We start from the raw sequence: 15,526 nt of genomic DNA, 5'->3' as shown, positions 1-15,526 counted from the left end.
GTGATTTCTCTCACTGCTCCGGCAGGCCCCGGCACAAGGCCGGGGGAAGAGGTGTTTGTGTTTGTTTTTGAGTTTTTTGAATTCCCAATCAACCCCCGGAGGACCAACCCATGACCATCCAGTCCGGCAAGGACATTCTCCTGAAAATCGGCGATGGCGGCGATCCGCAGAGCTTTGCGGCGGCCGCTGGTCTGCGGATGAAGACCATCTCGCTCAATGCCCGCAGCATCGATGTCACAACGGCGGACAGTCCGGAAGGCTGGCGCGAATTGCTGGCGGGGGCGGGGGTGAAGACCTGCTCGGTCTCTGGTGCCGGCGTGTTTGTCGATGCTGCCAGCGATGCACAGGTCAGGCAGGCCTTCTTCGACCAGGCGGCGCGGGACTGGCAATTGATCATCCCGGATTTCGGCACGATCGAGGGCGCGTTTCTCGTCGCGGCGCTGGATTATTCCGGACGCCATGATGGCGAGGCGGCTTGGTCGATGACGCTGGCTTCGGCTGGCGCCTTGAGCTTTGGAGCGCTGTGATGGCCAATCGCGCACGCGGCGAAACCACGCTCGATATCGGCGGCGTCGCCCACACTTTATGCCTGACCCTCGGCGCCCTGGCCGAGATCGAGGCGCTGTTCGAGGACGGGGTGAGGGTCGATGCCCGCAATCTGGTGACCGTGCTGGGCGTGTTGCTGCGCGGCGGCGGCTCGACCATCACCGAGGCGCAATTGCGCGCGGCGCCGATTGATCCGCTCGCCGCTGCGGCGGCGATCTCGACCTGTTTCGAGACGGCGCTATGAGCCGGCCCGACTGGACCGCCGCCCTGCGCGCCGCATCTCGGCTGGGGATAGCACCGGCCGCCTTCTGGCGCCTGAGCCTGATCGAATGGCGCGCCGTGGTCGGCTCCGCCGATGCGCGGCCGCTGAGCCGCCGGGCGCTGCAAATCCTGATGGCTGATTATCCGGACAAAACCCCATGAGCGATATCAATGACCAGACCGACAAGGCCGGCCAAGCCCTGGACGCGCTCGCCGATGGCCCCGCTACGCGGGCCAGCCAAGCCATCGAGGCCGCTTTTGCGCGCACCGGGGAGAGCATCGAGCACGCCTTCGAGCGCGCCGCCCGCTCTGGCGAGACGAGCTTCTCGCGGCTGACGGAAAGCATTTTGCGCGACATGGCGCGGCTCGCCGCAGAGCAATTGATCGAAAAGCCGCTCTCCGGCGCGATCCAATCGGCGATCTCCAACATGCCCTTCTTCGGCGCCCGCGCTGATGGCGGGCCGGTGACGCCGGGCGGGGCCTATCTGGTCGGCGAGCGCGGACCGGAACTCTTCACGCCGCCGGGCGCTGGCAACATCGGCGGCGGTGCACCGAATATCACCGTCAATCTCACGCTGGGGCCGGGCAGCGACCAACGCACTGCCGAGCAATCACCGGCGCGGATCTCCCGCGCCATCGCCCGCGCCGTGGCTAAAGGGAGCCGCCATCTATGACCGCTTTTCACGATATCCGCTTCCCCTTCGCCGTCGCCATCGGCGCAGTCGGCGGCCCGCAAAGACGCACCGAAATCGTCACCCTCCTGTCCGGCCGCGAGGAACGTAGTTCGCCCTGGGCCGATAGTGTCCGCCACTGGGATGCCGGCCCGGGCGTCAAATCGCTCGACGACCTCCACACCCTGATCGCCTTCTTCGAGGCGCGGCGTGGCCGGCTGCACGGTTTTCGCTTTCGCGACCCGATTGATAACCGGTCTTGTGCGCCGTCACAGGTGCCGGGCGCGCTGGATCAGCTGATCGGGACGGGCGATGGCGTGGCGACGGAGTTCCAGCTGGTGAAGCATTATGCCAGCGGCGGTGAGAGCTGGACGCGGACGATTGCCAAGCCGGTTGCCGAGACCGTGGCCGTCGCGGTCGACGGGGTGGCGGCGGCGGTGGCCGTTGATCACGCTACGGGGCTGGTGAGCTTCGCGGTGCCGCCTGTTGAAGGTGCCGAGATCACCGCCGGTTTCGCTTTTGATTGCGCTGTGCGCTTCGACACCGACCGGCTGGATATCGCGCTGGATGCGGTTGGGGCCGGTGATGCGCCCAGTGTGCCGCTGGTGGAATTGAAGTTGTAGCCGCCCCGCGTTCTCTCTCCGGAATTTTCTCTAACAAAACCAAATTCTTGTCATCCCTGACGGATGGCCCGACTTGATCGGGCCGCAGATCAGGGACCCAGACGCCCGACGCTTGGAGCGTCAGCAGGCTGGCGGTGAAATTTTGCCCTTCACCAAGCTGGATCAGCGATGCCGGGTCTGGGTCCCTGATCTCCGCCCGGATCGCTTCGCGTCCGGGCATCCGTCAGGGATGACAAGGGAATGGCCATTGAAGGTCTAACCTCATGCTCTCCATCCCACCTGCAATGCAGGCATCCCTCGATGCCGGCGTGACGACCCATGCCTGGTGCTGGAGCGTGACGCGCGCGGATACCGCCGTGTTCGGCTTTACCGATCATGATCGCGACCTCGTCTTCGACGGGCACACCTACCGCGCGGGCAGTGGCTTTGGCGGTGCCGATATTGAGGCGGCGCTGGGGCTGGCGCCGGCGCAGGCCGATCTCGCGGGGGCGCTGGATGACGCCGTGCTGACCGAGGCGGATCTGGCGGCGGGGCTTTGGGGCGCGGCGCGGGTCGAGTGCTGGCGGGTGGACTGGACGGACACGGATTTGCGCGTGCTGGTCTCGGTGGGCGAGCTGGGCGAGGTGAGGCGGCGGGATGGGCGGTTTGAGGCCGAGCTCCTGGGGCTGGCGCATCGGCTGGAGCGGGTGACGGGGCGTGTGTTTACGCGGCGCTGCGACGCGTCGCTGGGCGATGCGCGTTGCGGCGTTTCGCCGGATCACCCGGACTTTGCCAGCGGTTGCGACCGGCGCTTTGCCACCTGCCGCGCCCGCTTCGCCAACATCATCAATTTCCGCGGCTTCCCGCACATGGTCGGCAATGACGTGTTGCAGGCCTCAGCCGCCAGCGAAGCGATCCGCGATGGCGGGTCGAGAGGACTGAACTCGTGAAACGGACAATGAAATTGCGCAGCCGCGTGCTGATCGAGGCGCGGCGCTGGATCGGCACGCCTTATCGTCACCAGGGCAGTTGTCTCGGTGCGGGGTGTGACTGTCTGGGGCTGGTGCGTGGCATCTGGCGGGCGCTCTATGGCGAGGAGCCGGAAGCGCCGCCGCCCTATACGCCGGACTGGGCCGAGCGCTGCGGCAGTGAAACCCTGCTCGATGCGGCGATGCGGCATCTGGTCGAGATCGATATTCGCGCCGTGAAGCCGGGCGATGTGCTGTTGTTCCGGCCCGATCTGAAAGGCCCGGCCAAGCATTGCGCCATCGTCTCGGGTCCGACCGGGATCATCCACGCCTATTGGGGCCGCGCCGTGGCCGAGACCTCGCTGTCGCACTGGTGGCAGAGGCGGATGGTGGCGGCCTTTGCCTTTCCGCAGGGGGCAAGCTGATGGCGCAATTGGTGATGACGGCCGGGCGCGCCGCGCTCTCGACCTTGCAGGCGGCGGCGCCGGCGCTGGCCAATGCGGCGGCGAATTTGGCGGTCAACGCACTGATCGGCGGTCGCCGCGAAGGCCCGCGCCTGCCGGAAATCCCGATCCAGACCTCGACTGATGGGGCACCGATGGCGCGGATCTGGGGGCGGGCGCGCATCGCCGGTCAGGTGATCTGGGCCTCGCGCTATCTCGAGCATGCGGTCAAGACGTCGAGCGGTGGCAAGGGTGGCGGGCCGAGCCAGGTCGATTACAGCTATTCGATCAGTTTCGCGGTCGGGCTGTGTGAGGGCGAGATTGCCGGGATTGGGCGCGTCTGGGCCAATGGGGCTTTGCTCGACACGGCGGCGCTGGCGATGCGGGTCTATCCCGGCTCGCTCAGCTGCCGGATGCGCTGATCGAGGCGGTGGAGGCCGGCGATGCACCCGCCTTTCGCGGCACGGCCTATGTCGTGTTCGAGGATTTGCCGCTGGATGAGTTCGGCCACCGCATTCCCAATCTGTCTTTCGAGATCTTCCGCCCGGTGCGCGATGGCATGCAGCTGGAGGACCGGGTCGCCGGCGTCAATCTGATCCCCGGCTCGGGTGAATTTGCCTATGCGCCAGAGGCGGTGATGCGCGTGCTCGGGCCGGGGCGTGAACGGGCGGAGAACCGTAATAGTGGGCGCGGCGTCAGTGATTTCATCGCTGCGATTGACGATCTGGAGCGCGATTTGCCGCAATGCCGTTCGGTACAGCTGGTGGTGTCCTGGTTCGGCGATGATTTGCGCTGCGGTGTCTGCCAGATCCGTCCCGGCGTCGAGACGCGCGACAAGGTTACACGGCCGCTCGTCTGGTCGGTCGCGGGCGAGGACCGCGCTTCTGCTTATCTGATCAGCGGCGTCGATGGCCGGCCCGTCTATGGCGGCACGCCGGACGATGCCAGCATCATCGCCGCCATCGCCGAGCTCAAGGCGCGCGGCTTCTCCGTGACGCTCTACCCCTTCATCCTGATGGATATCCCCGCCGGCAATGGCCGGCCCGACCCATGGGGCGAGGCTGAGCAGGCGGTATTTCCCTGGCGCGGTCGTATCAGTTGCCATCCGGCGCCGGGGGTTGCGGGCACGGTCGACGAGAGCGCAGCCGCCGAGGCGCAAGTCGCGTCGTTTCTCGGCACCGCGACGGCGAGCGATTATGCCGTCTCCGGCGGGGCGGTGAGCTATTCCGGGCCGGCCGAATGGGGGCTCAACCGTTTCATCCTGCATTGCGCGGCTTTGGCCCAGGCGGCGGGCGGGGTCGATGGCTTTCTGATCGGCTCGGAACTGGTCGGGCTGACGACGGTTCGCGGGGCTGGCGGCAGCTATCCCGCAGTGGCTGCGCTGAAGACGCTGGCGGGTCAGGCGCGGACCTTGCTGGGACCTGCGACGCAGATCTCTTATGCTGCTGACTGGACGGAGTATTCCGGTCACCAGCCGGGCGGCGGCGTGCGGCTCTTCCATCTCGATCCGCTGTGGAGCGATGCGGCGATCGATGCGGTGGCGATCGACTGGTATGTGCCGCTCTCCGACTGGCGCGACGGGGCGGAACAGCTCGATGCCGCGCTCGGCTCAGGTCCGCATGACCGGGCCTATCTCGCAGCCAACATGACCGCCGGTGAAGGCTTCGACTGGTATTACGCATCCGAAGCGGATCGCATCGCCCAGACCCGCACGCCGATCATCGATGGCGCCTATGGCGAGGACTGGGTCTGGCGTTACAAGGATCTGGTCAGCTGGTGGACCCAGCCGCATCATGACCGGCCCGGCGGCGTGCGTTTGGAAACCGCGACGGGCTGGGTGGCCCAGTCCAAGCCGATCTGGTTGACGGAAGTCGGCTGTCCAGCCGTGAACAGGGGCAGCAATCAGCCCAATGTCTTCGTCGATCCGAAGAGCTCGGAGAGTCATCTGCCCTGGTTCTCGGATGGTGCGCGCGATGATCTGGTGCAGCGGCGTTATCTCGAGACGATGCTCGGGCATTGGTCGGGCGATGAAGACGCCAATCCGGTCTCCGCCGTCTATGGCGGCCCGATGGTGACGCCGGGGCGCATCCATGTCTGGGCTTGGGATGCGCGGCCCTGGCCAGACTTTCCGGCGCGCAGCGATGTCTGGGCCGACGGTGCCAATTGGACGCTGGGGCATTGGCTCAATGGTCGCGCCGGTCTGGTGCCGGTGTCGGCGATCATCGCGGACACCTGCGTGGCGGCGGGGCTGGCGGAGCTCGATGTTTCGGCTGTGAATGATCTGATCTCGGGCTATGTCCTGCCACAACCGGTGACGGCCCGCGCGGCGCTGGAACCGCTGGTCCAGGTGCTCGGGATTGATGCCCTGCCGCGCGCTGCTGCTTTGCATTTCGCCTCCGCCGATACGCCGATGGCGCAGCTGATGCTGGCCGAACCGGTGCAGCCGGAGCAGGGCCCGGCGATTGAACGCCTCGACCCGGCCGTCTTCGATAGCCCGCGCGAACTCAGTCTCGATTTCATTGATGATGCCGCCGAATACCGACCCGGTCACGCTGTCGCGCGAGGGCTGTTTGAGACCGTGCAGGCGGCGGCCCTGTCGGCACCCGTACTGGCCGATCCGTCGCTGGCACGCGACTGGTGCATTGACGCCTTGGCGGAGCTGGAGGCGCGCCCCGGTTCGCTCGCTGTGCACCTGCCGCCCTCCGCGCTGGCGCTGGAAGCGGGCGATGGGGTGAGCCTGGACGGCCAGCTCTGGCGTGCCGAGACGCTGGATGGCGGTACCGCGCGGCAAGCCGGATTGCGGCCCCCACGGGCTCGCGCCGGTGTCTGGCAAGGCTCGACAGCGGGGGCGGGCACGCCGGCGCTACAGCCGCCGGCCCAGCCGCAGCTGATCGCGCTCGACCTGCCGCTGAACGGCCAGGAAGCCGGCCCGCGCGGCGGTGTCCTGCTGGCCGGTTTCGCTGATCCCTGGCCGGGCGTGCTGGATGTGTTTGTCGAGGTCGCGGGTGGCCGGGAGCGGCGCTGCCAGCTGCGGCGTCCGGCGCGGCTCGGGGTGCTGCTTGGTGATCTGTCGCCGGGACCAGCCGGCTATTGGGATGAGGCGGCCAGCGTCGAGATCGAGCTCTCTGGCGGCGAATTGGCGAGCACAACACGCGATGCCGTGCTCAACGGTGCCAACAGGCTGGCGGTGTCACGCGGTGATGATGACTGGGAGGTCGTGCAGTTCGCCAGCGCTGATCTGACCGGTGTTCGTCGCTACCGCCTCTCAGGTCTATTGCGCGGGCAGGGTGGCACGCTTGCCGATGGGGCGCTGGCCGGTGCGGCCTGTGTTGTGCTCGACGAGGCGCTTGCCGTTCTCCCCCTGCTCGAGCATGAATTCGGCAACGCGCTGAGCGTTCGCGCGGTCGCGTCCGGCCTCACCGCGGACGATAGCCAGTCCGGGGCGCTGGCGGTGACGGGCGAGCAACGCGATCTGTGGCCCTTCGCACCGGTGCATGTCAGCGCCCGGCGGGCTGGCGGCATGGTAACCGTGAACTGGATACGCCGGACGCGGACCGGCGGTGATGACTGGCGCGCCGCCGACGTGCCACTGGGCGAGGCGGTGGAGCGCTACGCGGTGGAGCTCCTGCTCGATGATGTGGCGGTCTTGGCCGTCGAGACGACGGCACCGGAATGGTCAATCACCGAAGCCGATCTGACGGCTCTGCTCGGAAGCCTGCCGCCGACGCTCGACCTGCGCGTGGCGCAGATCTCAGCCCAGACCGGGCCGGGGCGCTGGGTGCGTTGCAGCTTGGCGCTGTGAGGCCCAGTTCATCGATGTATTCTCTCATAGGTTGTGATATGAGAACACACTAGTGTTGGTCGTCGGAGATCAAATTGTTGACAACTGTAAACACATCGCGCATATCTGGTTGGACAGATGGCTAGGCGGCCGCGCCATCCCAACAAGGCAATAGAGGCCGCTCTGGGCGAGTTGGAGGCCCAGGGATGGGTCTGTGAACCAACCGGGAAGAGCGCGCATGCCTGGGGCAGGCTTCTCTGTCCCCGACACGATGCGACCGGCTGCACGATTTACATATGGTCGACACCGAAAGTGCCCGAGCATCACGCCAGACACATCCGGCGACTGGGCCAGAAATGCGGGCACGCAAAGCCGGGAGGCGTAGATGCGTGAATTTGAATTCTCGATTATCGCGTCCGGCCTTGAGCCTGACAGTGATGCCTGCATTGACCGCTTCTTCGAGGCCGGCTGCGACGACGCCACGATTGCTTTTACACGCGGCGTTTATGTCCTCGCTTTTTGCCGGGCGGCGGCCTCGTTTGAAGACGCCATCAAATCCGCCTTGGCAAACGTTTGCGAAACGGGGGCTGAAATCGAGCGGGTTGAGCCGGATTGTCTGGTCAGCCTTTCGGAGATTGCGGAACGTGCCGGTCTGTCGCGCGCGGCGCCCTCGCTCTACGCCCTAGGCAAGCGCGGATCCGGTTTCCCGCACCCGGTCGCGCGCTTTACCACCAGCAGCCCGCTTTATGATTGGCATGAAGTCGCTGTTTGGCTCCACAACAGGGGCGAGCTCGACGCATCCATGGTGGCGCAGGCCGCGTTGATAAAATCGCTCAATGAAAGCTTGGCCAAAGGGATGACTGGCGCATAGCTCGCCCTCGACCCTATTTCCCGCCGTCTGCGCCTGTGAGCGGTGCTTTGCGATCTGCGCCAAAGCCCCTTACATGATCACTGATCGAAGCTGATGGCGTGGGCATGGACGATCCATATAAAATCCTTGGTGTGGCGAAGACGGCGACGGCGGACGAAATCCGCAAGGCCTATCGCAAATTGGCCAAGGCGTTGCACCCCGACGCCAATCCCGACAACAAGGCGGCCGAAGAGCGTTTCAAGAACGTCTCCCAGGCGTTCAAAACCCTGTCTGACCCGAAAAAGCGGGCCGAATATGATGCCGGCCAGCGCGCCGGTTTCGGGCCCGGTATGGGTGCAGGCCATGGTATGGGAGCGGGCATGGGCGGCGGTGCGCGCGGACCGTTCAATTTTCGCCAGACACGGCAGACCAATCGCGGCTTCGACGATATTTTCTCCGACCTGTTCACCGCCCAGACCCGCGAGGCACCACACAAGGGAGCCGATGTGCGCCAGACCCTGACGATTGATTTCCTCGCAGCCGCGAGCGGCGGCAAGCACCGGGTGAAGCTGCCCGGCGGCCGGGCGGTCGAGGTCGCGGTGCCATCTGGCGCGGCGGATGGTCAGGTGCTGCGGCTGCGCGGCCAGGGCGAGACGCCGCCGGGGGGTGGCCAAGCCGGTGATGCACTGATCGAGATCAAGATTGCCGACCACCGGCATTTTTCGCGCGAAGGCGATGATGTCCGGCTGGAATTGCCGGTGACGTTGAAGGAAGCGGTGCTGGGCGCAAAAGTGCGGGTGCCGACGATTGACGGTCCGGTCGATCTGCAGGTGCCGCCGGGCTCGAGCAGTGGCAGTCTGCTGCGTCTGCGTGGCAAGGGATTTGCCAGTGGCAAGGGCAAGCGCGGCGATCAGATCGTCCGGCTGGTCGTGGCGCTGCCGCCGGGCGATGAGGCGCTACGTGCGTTTTTGCAGACCTGGACGCCGGCTTCGGGCTATGATCCGCGCAAAGGGCTGTAGTGTGAAGATGAGTGCAGGATAAGGCAGTCGTTCAGCCCGGGTTCAGGGCGGCTGCGTCACATAGAGTGCCATGTTGAGAACACTGATCATAATTGCTGCAGCCTTCACCCTCTTGGGTGTGCCCGCTGTAACGCACGCCGAAGCGGCGGGCCTGGAAATGGCCCAGGGCCGCGATGTGCGCGACCGCTATACGCCGGGCGAAGCCCGCGTTCAGCGCGAGCAGGGCAATTTGGTCCCGGCGATCCGTGTAATCGGCGATGTGCGGCGGCTTTATCCCAACGCGGAAGTGCTTGATGCTGAACTCGAGGGCGGCAGCCAGCCGCGCTATATCGTCAAGATACTGACCGCCGATGGCCGCCGGATCGATGTAGTGGCAGACGCCCGTACGGGCGCTATACTGTCGGAACGATAGGAAAAATCATGCGCGCTCTGATCATTGAAGACGACCCGGACCTCAATCGCCAGCTCTGCCGGGCGCTTGAAGACACCGGCTACGCAGTCGACACGGCGCTCGACGGCGAGGACGGCCATTTCCTCGGCGATACCGAGCCCTATGATGTCGTGGTGCTCGATCTCGGTCTGCCCAAGCTGGACGGGGTGAGTGTTCTGGAGCGCTGGCGCAATGATGGCCGCGATTTCCCGGTGCTGATCCTGACGGCGCGTGACCGCTGGAGCGAAAAAGTCGCCGGTTTCGATGCCGGGGCCGATGATTATCTGACCAAGCCTTTCCACACCGAGGAATTGCTGGCGCGGCTGCGGGCGTTGACCCGGCGTGCGGCTGGCCACTCGACCTCGACGATTGAATGCGGCGGCCTGTCGATCGATACGCGCGGTGCGCGGGTCTTCATCGATGGTGGCCCGGTGAAAGTCACTTCACATGAATTCCGCATGCTGAGCTATCTGGCCCACCACCAGGACCGCGTCATCTCGCGCACCGAGCTGGTCGAGCATATTTACGACCAGGACTTTGACCGCGACAGCAATACGATCGAGGTCTTTGTCGGGCGCCTGCGCAAGAAAATCGGACAGGACCGGATTGAAACGGTTCGCGGCCTCGGTTATCGCCTGGTCGAACCGGTGTCGCCGCCCGTCTCGTGAGCTCGCGCGTCTCCCTCGCCTTCCGGCTGTTTGCGGGCGCGGCCGCTTGGGCTTTGGCGTTGCTACTGGTTGGCGCGATTGCGCTGACGACGATGTATCAACGCTCGGTCATTGGCACGCTGGATGACAGGCTGACCAGCATCGTCGGCGCCTTGGTCGCAGCGGCCGAGACTGACGCCACCGGTGAAGTGGCCCTGGCGCGACGCCCCTCCGACCCCTCCTATGGCCGCGTCTTCTCCGGCCGCTATTGGCAAATCGTCGACGCCGCCCAGAGTGGCGAAGACAGTATCTTGATCGTATCGCGCTCCTTGTGGGACGAGACGCTGGCCGCGTCCCAGGGATTGCGCAATCGCGCCCAGGCGTCGCCCGGTCAGATCGTCACCGGCCGGGCCAAGGGGCCGGCCGGCGAACCCTTGCGCGTCGTCGCGCAAGCCGTGCTGCTGCCCGACCGTGATCAGGTTGTGATCATGATGGCCGGCGAAGACCGGCGGCCAGCGGATCGCGAAGTTCGCAATTTTGCCATCACGTCGGCCGTGTTGTTATTGGGCTTTGCGGCGGCGATTGCGGCGGGTGTCTTCTTTCAGGTTCGAATCGGTCTGGCGCCTGTTCTTCGGATGCGTAATAATATTGCCGATGTCCGTGAAGGGCGCAGCGAACGCGTCGATGGACAGTTTCCCATCGAGCTGCAACCGCTGGCCGACGAACTCAATGCGATGCTCGATCATTCGCGTGAGCTGGTTGAGCGCTCGCGCACCCATGTCGGCAATCTGGCGCATGCACTGAAGACGCCGATTGCGGTGCTGACCAATGAGGCACGCGAAGCGGGGGGCGGATTTGGCGATCTGGTCGGCCGGCAGACCGCGATCATGGCCGAGCAGGTCGACCATCATTTGAGGCGGGCCCGCGCGGCGGCCCATGCCAAGGCGATCGGTGCGCGGACCGAGGTCGAACCGACCGTCAGCGATCTCGCCCGCACCCTGACCAAAATCTATGCCCGACGCGGGATTGCGATCGAAACCGAACTCGCCGCTGGCCTGTATTTTCGCGGTGAACGTCAGGATCTTGAGGAGATGGCCGGCAATCTGCTCGATAATGCCTGCAAATGGGCCAAGTCGAGCGTTCGGGTGACGGCGCGCCAGGGAACGGAGCGCGGGCTCGAACTCCTGATTGAAGATGATGGCCCGGGGCTGGACGAAGCCGGGTGCGAAGCGGCCTTGCAACGTGGGGTGAGACTCGATGAAAAAGCACCTGGCTCCGGTCTCGGCCTGGCCATCGTGTCCGATCTCGCAAAGGCTTATGAGGGCGAGGTTATTCTCTCCCGCTCCGGTCTTGGCGGGCTGTGCGTGAAGCTGACTTTACCAGTCACGGCACGCTAAAGCGGCGTTAACCCGAACTGTTGAATACTCGCGTCCATTAACCATGGTCAGTATTTACGAATGTCGAATCTTTCGCCGAGACAACGCAGTCAGCTTGAGGCGCTCTGGCGCAGCATGCCGCCGCATATGCGCAGCGCGTTGTATAATTCGGCCAAGGCAGCGGCCGCAGCCGACCCGAGTGGCCAATTGTTGTTGGACGTGTTCGACGAACTTGAAGCGTTGATGGGCGAGGCGGCCGGCGATCTGGCCAAGGCCTATCTGTTTGCCCCCTTGCGGCCCTTGACGGCTGAAGCAGGCACCGTGCCACCGTCAAAATATCGCTTCAGTCCGGACGATCTCAGCAAGATGTGGGGTTGGCTCGGCCGACAAATCGCCAAGGAGCTGGTTGAACAGGCGCGCAAATGCCGCAAGCCAGCCACAGATCCGGTCTGGTATGATTTCCGCTCCCAAGCGGCGGCGGCGCTGGCTGAAGCCGTCGCCAAGGCTGGCCGTGTCCCCAAAGATATGGTCGCGCTCGACAAGCGCTTCGGCCCTGATTGCCGCGCCATGCTGCAGGACGCCATCGTGCTACTCAAATTCAGCGAGCGGATCGACCTTTCGATGGCCGAGATCCCCGCTGTGGTCGACGATCTCGATCCGGACCTGTGCGAGCATATCCGGGCCCAGCACGAGGCCCTGATGGCCGAGGAACCTGAATCGGCGGTGTGGATTTTGCTGCTCGTGATGGGACGGCTGACATCGCCCTGGCAGATTTTCCGTGTCGTGGAGAAGATCGGGCGCCGTGCCGACGATCTCGTTGTGTCGAAAACCGAACTGGCAGCGATCGGCGATACCGTGCTGGCCGATACCGGATTTTACGCCGCGAAGCTCAAGCAACCGCCGGGCAATCGCGAAGAAGCCGAGCAGTATTTCAAAGTATTCGAGCGCTATGTCGGTTATTCCACGGGCATGGTCCAGGAGTTCGGCATCCGTAAGGATGGCCGCTGGGGGCGCTCCCTGTTTGGTTTGCGGGCCGAAGCCTCAACCAATGTCGAAAAAGTCATGGAAAAAGTTCCGCTGGCGCTCGACGCTGGACTGCCCGAACCGCGGCGCGGCAAGAGCGGTCGGGTGATCCCCGCCCAATTGCCGCCCACTGCGGCTGTCGAGCGCGCCACCGGCCTGTTGTATTTTCTGCACCGCGCCCGCGAACACGCCAATGCCGCCGCGATCGCCAGCGCCCAGAAGCGGATATACGAGCAGGTCGAAAATCGGATGCAGAGTGCCGGCAAAATGTTGGTCGATCTGGTCGCCAATAGTGAGGGGCAAAGTCGGCTCAGCGCCGAGGAATCGTTGGCGATTGTCGCTGATCTGCTCGAAGCAGCTGGCAGCGACGAAGCGGCCGAGCTATTGCGCCGCCGCGGCGTTGCTGCCGCGGCATAGCGTCCCGCCGCGCGCGCCAGCCTTGCCATTGCGGCCGCTCCCCCCTACTTCGCACCCATGACCGATGCGACCAAAACCCCGATCGCGCTCGAGTCGCGTCTTGTAGACGCCGCCCGGCTGTTCTCGCCGAGCGCGGCGCGCAATCGCGATCCGATTGGCGATCAGCTTGCCGGCCTGCTGCCGCCCGGCGCCCGGGTGCTGGAGATTGGGTCCGGGACGGGCGAGCATGCCGTCGCGGTGTGCCAGCGCCGGCCCGATATCGTCTGGCAGCCGAGCGATCCGGATGCCGCCTCGCGGGCGAGCCAAGACGCCTGGGCCGCCGAAGCCGCACCCAATATGCTGCCCGCTCTCGATCTTGATCTGACACGTCCCGAAGCAGCAGAGCAGCTGGGCCGGTTCGACGCACTGGTCTGTTTGAACGTGATCCATATTGCGCCTTGGACGGTCGCCGAGGCGATTGCCAATGCCAGCCAGGCGCTGATCGCGGATGACGGGTTGATCTATCTCTACGGTCCGTATCTGGAAGGCGAGGCGACGGCGGCGTCCAATCTGGAGTTCGACCGCTCGCTCAAATCGCGTAACCCGTCATGGGGCGTGCGCGCACGCAGCGATGTCGAAGCCCTGTTTGCGGCGTCCGGCTGGGCGAGGCCGCAGCGTCACGAGATGCCGGCCAATAATCTCTCCCTCGTCTTTGATCGCCGGAGCCCGATCTGATGCGCCATCGCAATCGCCGCCTCGCCACTATCGCTGTTGCCGGCATCGTTCTGGCGGCGGCTGTTTCGCTGGGTCTGTTTGCGCTGCGCGATGCCGTGGTGTTCTTCTACAGCCCTAGCGAGATCGCGGCCGACCATCCGCCCACGAGTGAGCGGGTTCGCGTCGGCGGGCTGGTGCTGGAAGGATCGATCGAAGGGCCCGGTGCCAGCGATGGCGTCCAGTTTGTCATCACTGACCGGGTCGAGAGTGTCGCCGTCATCTATCACGGCATCCTGCCCGATCTGTTCGGCGAAGGGCAGGGCGTGATCGCCGAGGGTCGGTTCCGCGGGGATGGCGTTTTCCAGGCGGAAACCGTGCTGGCCAAGCATGATGAACGCTATATGCCGCCGGAAGTGGCCCGGGCGCTGCGCGATGCCGGGGTCTGGCAGGGGGATGAGGACGTCCCGGATCCACAGGTCGATCAACAAGACGTGACCAATCCCTCTCAGTAATCGATTTGGCGTTACTGGCGGCCTTCCCTATCTGTGTGGCTGAGACAGGGAGAGATTTATGGCCAAATCCGAGCGCGTTGAATTTCCGGGAGCCTTGGGCGAGATGCTCGCTGCGAGGCTGGAACTCCCCGACGGCCCGCCGCGCGCCTACGCGCTGTTTGCCCATTGTTTTTCCTGTTCCAAGGATATCCACGCCGCCAGCCGGATTTCGCGCCGCCTGGCGCAGGCCGGGTTTGCGGTGCTGCGATTCGATTTCACCGGACTGGGGCAGTCAGCGGGTGATTTCGCCAACACCAATTTTTCTTCCAATATCCAGGACCTGGTGAAGGCCGGCGAGTTTCTTGCCGCGCAATACCAAGCCCCCGCCCTGTTGGTCGGGCACAGCCTCGGCGGTGCGGCAGTGATCGCTTCAGCGGCTCAGCTGCCTTCAGTGCGGGCAATCGCGACGCTGGCGGCTCCAGCCGATGCCTCGCATGTCCGCCACGCCTTTCATCCGTCTATCGGCGAGATCGAAAGCAAGGGCGAGGCCGAGGTGATGCTGGGCGGACGTCCCTTCTGCATCCGCAAGCAATTCCTCGATGATCTCGAAGGGCACACGCTGGAAGCCGCGGTCGCGGCGCTCAAACCAGCCTTGCTGGTCGCCCATTCACCGACCGACAATGTCGTTGGCGTCGAGAATGCGACCCGATTATTTCGCGCTGCCCGGCATTCGCGCAGCTATCTCGATCTCGACGGCGCCGACCATTTGCTCAGCGATCCCGCCGATGCGACGCATGCGGCCGATGTCATCGCCGCTTGGGCACAGCGCTATATTGGTGAGGACATGCGCGCCAAGCCGCCCGCTCCGGCCGATGAGGGCGGTGTCGTCGTGCGGGAAACCGGGGAGGGGCCGTATGGGAATCATGTCGTCAGCGGCGCACATCTCATGATGGCCGATGAGCCGGCCGATGTCGGTGGCGGTGATCGCGGGCCCTCGCCTTATGATTTCCTCAAGGCCGCGTTGGGGAGCTGCACCTCGATCACGTTGCGCATGTATGCGACGCGCAAATCCTTGCCGCTGGACCGCGTCACGGTCACCGTGCGCCACCATAAGGGGCCGGCCGAGGGGCATGAAGGCAAGATCGATATTTTTGAACGCTCGATCCGCCTTGAAGGTGATCTCGATGTCGACCAACGCCAGCGCCTGCTGGAAATTGCCGATAAATGCCCGGTCCACAAGACGCTTCACGGGCCGGTTCTGGTCGAGACTCGCGAAGAAATTGCGTCCAGCGAAACATGACGGGCAAA

At 64.9% G+C, this 15,526-nt stretch carries 18 protein-coding genes; all 18 read left to right on the top strand.

Annotated elements, in window-relative coordinates; translation table 11 throughout:
• Positions 1-110: 110 nt before the first annotated feature.
• The 18 genes from AAC029_RS09785 (at position 111) to AAC029_RS09700 (ending at position 15,518) form a co-directional block, all read left to right on the top strand.
• Positions 111-527 (top strand): phage major tail protein, TP901-1 family, encoded by a 417-nt coding sequence (locus AAC029_RS09785; protein ID WP_339746939.1) that lies wholly within the window; start codon positions 111-113, stop codon positions 525-527.
• Positions 527-790 (top strand): GTA-gp10 family protein, encoded by a 264-nt coding sequence (locus tag AAC029_RS09780; RefSeq protein ID WP_339746937.1) that lies wholly within the window; start codon positions 527-529, stop codon positions 788-790. Before AAC029_RS09785 ends, AAC029_RS09780 begins: the two co-directional genes overlap by 1 nt.
• A complete protein-coding gene (locus tag AAC029_RS09775; protein WP_339746935.1) occupies positions 787-969 on the top strand; it encodes a phage tail assembly chaperone in 183 nt (60 codons plus the stop codon). Before AAC029_RS09780 ends, AAC029_RS09775 begins: the two co-directional genes overlap by 4 nt.
• Positions 966-1,481: a phage tail tape measure C-terminal domain-containing protein gene (locus AAC029_RS09770; protein WP_339746933.1), complete on the top strand. Its 516-nt coding sequence runs from the start codon at positions 966-968 to the stop codon at positions 1,479-1,481. Before AAC029_RS09775 ends, AAC029_RS09770 begins: the two co-directional genes overlap by 4 nt.
• The gene (locus AAC029_RS09765; protein WP_339746931.1) at positions 1,478-2,101 is read left to right on the top strand and encodes a DUF2460 domain-containing protein; all 624 of its coding nucleotides are present in this window, start codon (positions 1,478-1,480) and stop codon (positions 2,099-2,101) included. Before AAC029_RS09770 ends, AAC029_RS09765 begins: the two co-directional genes overlap by 4 nt.
• 263 nt (positions 2,102-2,364) lie before the next feature.
• On the top strand, positions 2,365-3,030 hold the full coding sequence (locus AAC029_RS09760) for a DUF2163 domain-containing protein (protein WP_339746929.1): 666 nt from the start codon (positions 2,365-2,367) through the stop codon (positions 3,028-3,030).
• Entirely contained in the window at positions 3,027-3,473 is a 447-nt protein-coding gene (locus AAC029_RS09755; RefSeq protein WP_339746927.1) for an NlpC/P60 family protein, read from the top strand. The genes AAC029_RS09760 and AAC029_RS09755 overlap by 4 nt, the downstream gene beginning before the upstream one ends.
• Positions 3,473-3,913: a hypothetical protein gene (locus AAC029_RS09750; RefSeq protein WP_339746925.1), complete on the top strand. Its 441-nt coding sequence runs from the start codon at positions 3,473-3,475 to the stop codon at positions 3,911-3,913. Before AAC029_RS09755 ends, AAC029_RS09750 begins: the two co-directional genes overlap by 1 nt.
• Positions 3,914-3,921: 8 nt before the next feature.
• Entirely contained in the window at positions 3,922-7,293 is a 3,372-nt protein-coding gene (locus AAC029_RS09745; protein ID WP_339746923.1) for a glycoside hydrolase/phage tail family protein, read from the top strand.
• Between the two features lie 364 nt (positions 7,294-7,657).
• Entirely contained in the window at positions 7,658-8,143 is a 486-nt protein-coding gene (locus AAC029_RS09740) for a hypothetical protein (RefSeq protein ID WP_339746921.1), read from the top strand.
• Positions 8,144-8,247: 104 nt separating this feature from the next.
• Positions 8,248-9,141, top strand: coding sequence for a J domain-containing protein (locus tag AAC029_RS09735; protein ID WP_339746919.1), 894 nt, complete (start codon positions 8,248-8,250; stop codon positions 9,139-9,141).
• A 70-nt stretch (positions 9,142-9,211) separates the two neighbouring features.
• On the top strand, positions 9,212-9,553 hold the full coding sequence (locus AAC029_RS09730) for a PepSY domain-containing protein (RefSeq protein WP_339746917.1): 342 nt from the start codon (positions 9,212-9,214) through the stop codon (positions 9,551-9,553).
• A gap of 8 nt (positions 9,554-9,561) precedes the next feature.
• A complete protein-coding gene (locus tag AAC029_RS09725; protein WP_339746914.1) occupies positions 9,562-10,239 on the top strand; it encodes a response regulator transcription factor in 678 nt (225 codons plus the stop codon).
• On the top strand, positions 10,236-11,615 hold the full coding sequence (locus AAC029_RS09720; RefSeq protein WP_339746912.1) for a sensor histidine kinase: 1,380 nt from the start codon (positions 10,236-10,238) through the stop codon (positions 11,613-11,615). The genes AAC029_RS09725 and AAC029_RS09720 overlap by 4 nt, the downstream gene beginning before the upstream one ends.
• Positions 11,616-11,675: 60 nt before the next feature.
• Complete coding sequence (locus AAC029_RS09715) at positions 11,676-13,034, top strand: hypothetical protein (RefSeq protein ID WP_339746910.1); 1,359 nt, start codon at positions 11,676-11,678, stop codon at positions 13,032-13,034.
• Positions 13,035-13,091: 57 nt separating this feature from the next.
• Positions 13,092-13,748, top strand: coding sequence for a DUF938 domain-containing protein (locus tag AAC029_RS09710; protein WP_339746908.1), 657 nt, complete (start codon positions 13,092-13,094; stop codon positions 13,746-13,748).
• Positions 13,748-14,239: a cytochrome c maturation protein CcmE gene (gene ccmE, locus AAC029_RS09705; protein WP_339746906.1), complete on the top strand. Its 492-nt coding sequence runs from the start codon at positions 13,748-13,750 to the stop codon at positions 14,237-14,239. Before AAC029_RS09710 ends, ccmE begins: the two co-directional genes overlap by 1 nt.
• Before the next feature lie 58 nt (positions 14,240-14,297).
• A complete protein-coding gene (locus AAC029_RS09700; protein WP_339746903.1) occupies positions 14,298-15,518 on the top strand; it encodes an alpha/beta fold hydrolase in 1,221 nt (406 codons plus the stop codon).
• The last annotated feature ends 8 nt before the right edge of the window (positions 15,519-15,526 follow it).

The sequence above is a fragment of the uncultured Maricaulis sp. genome, assembly GCF_963975345.1.
Taxonomy (GTDB): Bacteria; Pseudomonadota; Alphaproteobacteria; order Caulobacterales; family Maricaulaceae; genus Maricaulis.
The sequence above is the reverse complement of the archived record's forward strand: the minus strand, read 5'-3'. Positions and strand labels throughout refer to the sequence as shown.

What these genes read in the sequence shown, in the direction of transcription:
- AAC029_RS09730 (WP_339746917.1), top strand. Translation starts at nt 9,212, where the DNA reads ATGTTGAGAACACTGATCATAATTGCTGCAGCCTTCACCCTCTTGGGT.
- AAC029_RS09785 (WP_339746939.1), top strand. Translation starts at nt 111, where the DNA reads ATGACCATCCAGTCCGGCAAGGACATTCTCCTGAAAATCGGCGATGGC.
- AAC029_RS09780 (WP_339746937.1), top strand. Translation starts at nt 527, where the DNA reads ATGGCCAATCGCGCACGCGGCGAAACCACGCTCGATATCGGCGGCGTC.
- AAC029_RS09715 (WP_339746910.1), top strand. Translation starts at nt 11,676, where the DNA reads ATGTCGAATCTTTCGCCGAGACAACGCAGTCAGCTTGAGGCGCTCTGG.
- AAC029_RS09725 (WP_339746914.1), top strand. Translation starts at nt 9,562, where the DNA reads ATGCGCGCTCTGATCATTGAAGACGACCCGGACCTCAATCGCCAGCTC.
- AAC029_RS09750 (WP_339746925.1), top strand. Translation starts at nt 3,473, where the DNA reads ATGGCGCAATTGGTGATGACGGCCGGGCGCGCCGCGCTCTCGACCTTG.
- AAC029_RS09770 (WP_339746933.1), top strand. Translation starts at nt 966, where the DNA reads ATGAGCGATATCAATGACCAGACCGACAAGGCCGGCCAAGCCCTGGAC.
- AAC029_RS09740 (WP_339746921.1), top strand. Translation starts at nt 7,658, where the DNA reads ATGCGTGAATTTGAATTCTCGATTATCGCGTCCGGCCTTGAGCCTGAC.
- AAC029_RS09700 (WP_339746903.1), top strand. Translation starts at nt 14,298, where the DNA reads ATGGCCAAATCCGAGCGCGTTGAATTTCCGGGAGCCTTGGGCGAGATG.
- AAC029_RS09710 (WP_339746908.1), top strand. Translation starts at nt 13,092, where the DNA reads ATGACCGATGCGACCAAAACCCCGATCGCGCTCGAGTCGCGTCTTGTA.
- AAC029_RS09775 (WP_339746935.1), top strand. Translation starts at nt 787, where the DNA reads ATGAGCCGGCCCGACTGGACCGCCGCCCTGCGCGCCGCATCTCGGCTG.
- AAC029_RS09760 (WP_339746929.1), top strand. Translation starts at nt 2,365, where the DNA reads ATGCTCTCCATCCCACCTGCAATGCAGGCATCCCTCGATGCCGGCGTG.
- AAC029_RS09735 (WP_339746919.1), top strand. Translation starts at nt 8,248, where the DNA reads ATGGACGATCCATATAAAATCCTTGGTGTGGCGAAGACGGCGACGGCG.
- ccmE (WP_339746906.1), top strand. Translation starts at nt 13,748, where the DNA reads ATGCGCCATCGCAATCGCCGCCTCGCCACTATCGCTGTTGCCGGCATC.
- AAC029_RS09765 (WP_339746931.1), top strand. Translation starts at nt 1,478, where the DNA reads ATGACCGCTTTTCACGATATCCGCTTCCCCTTCGCCGTCGCCATCGGC.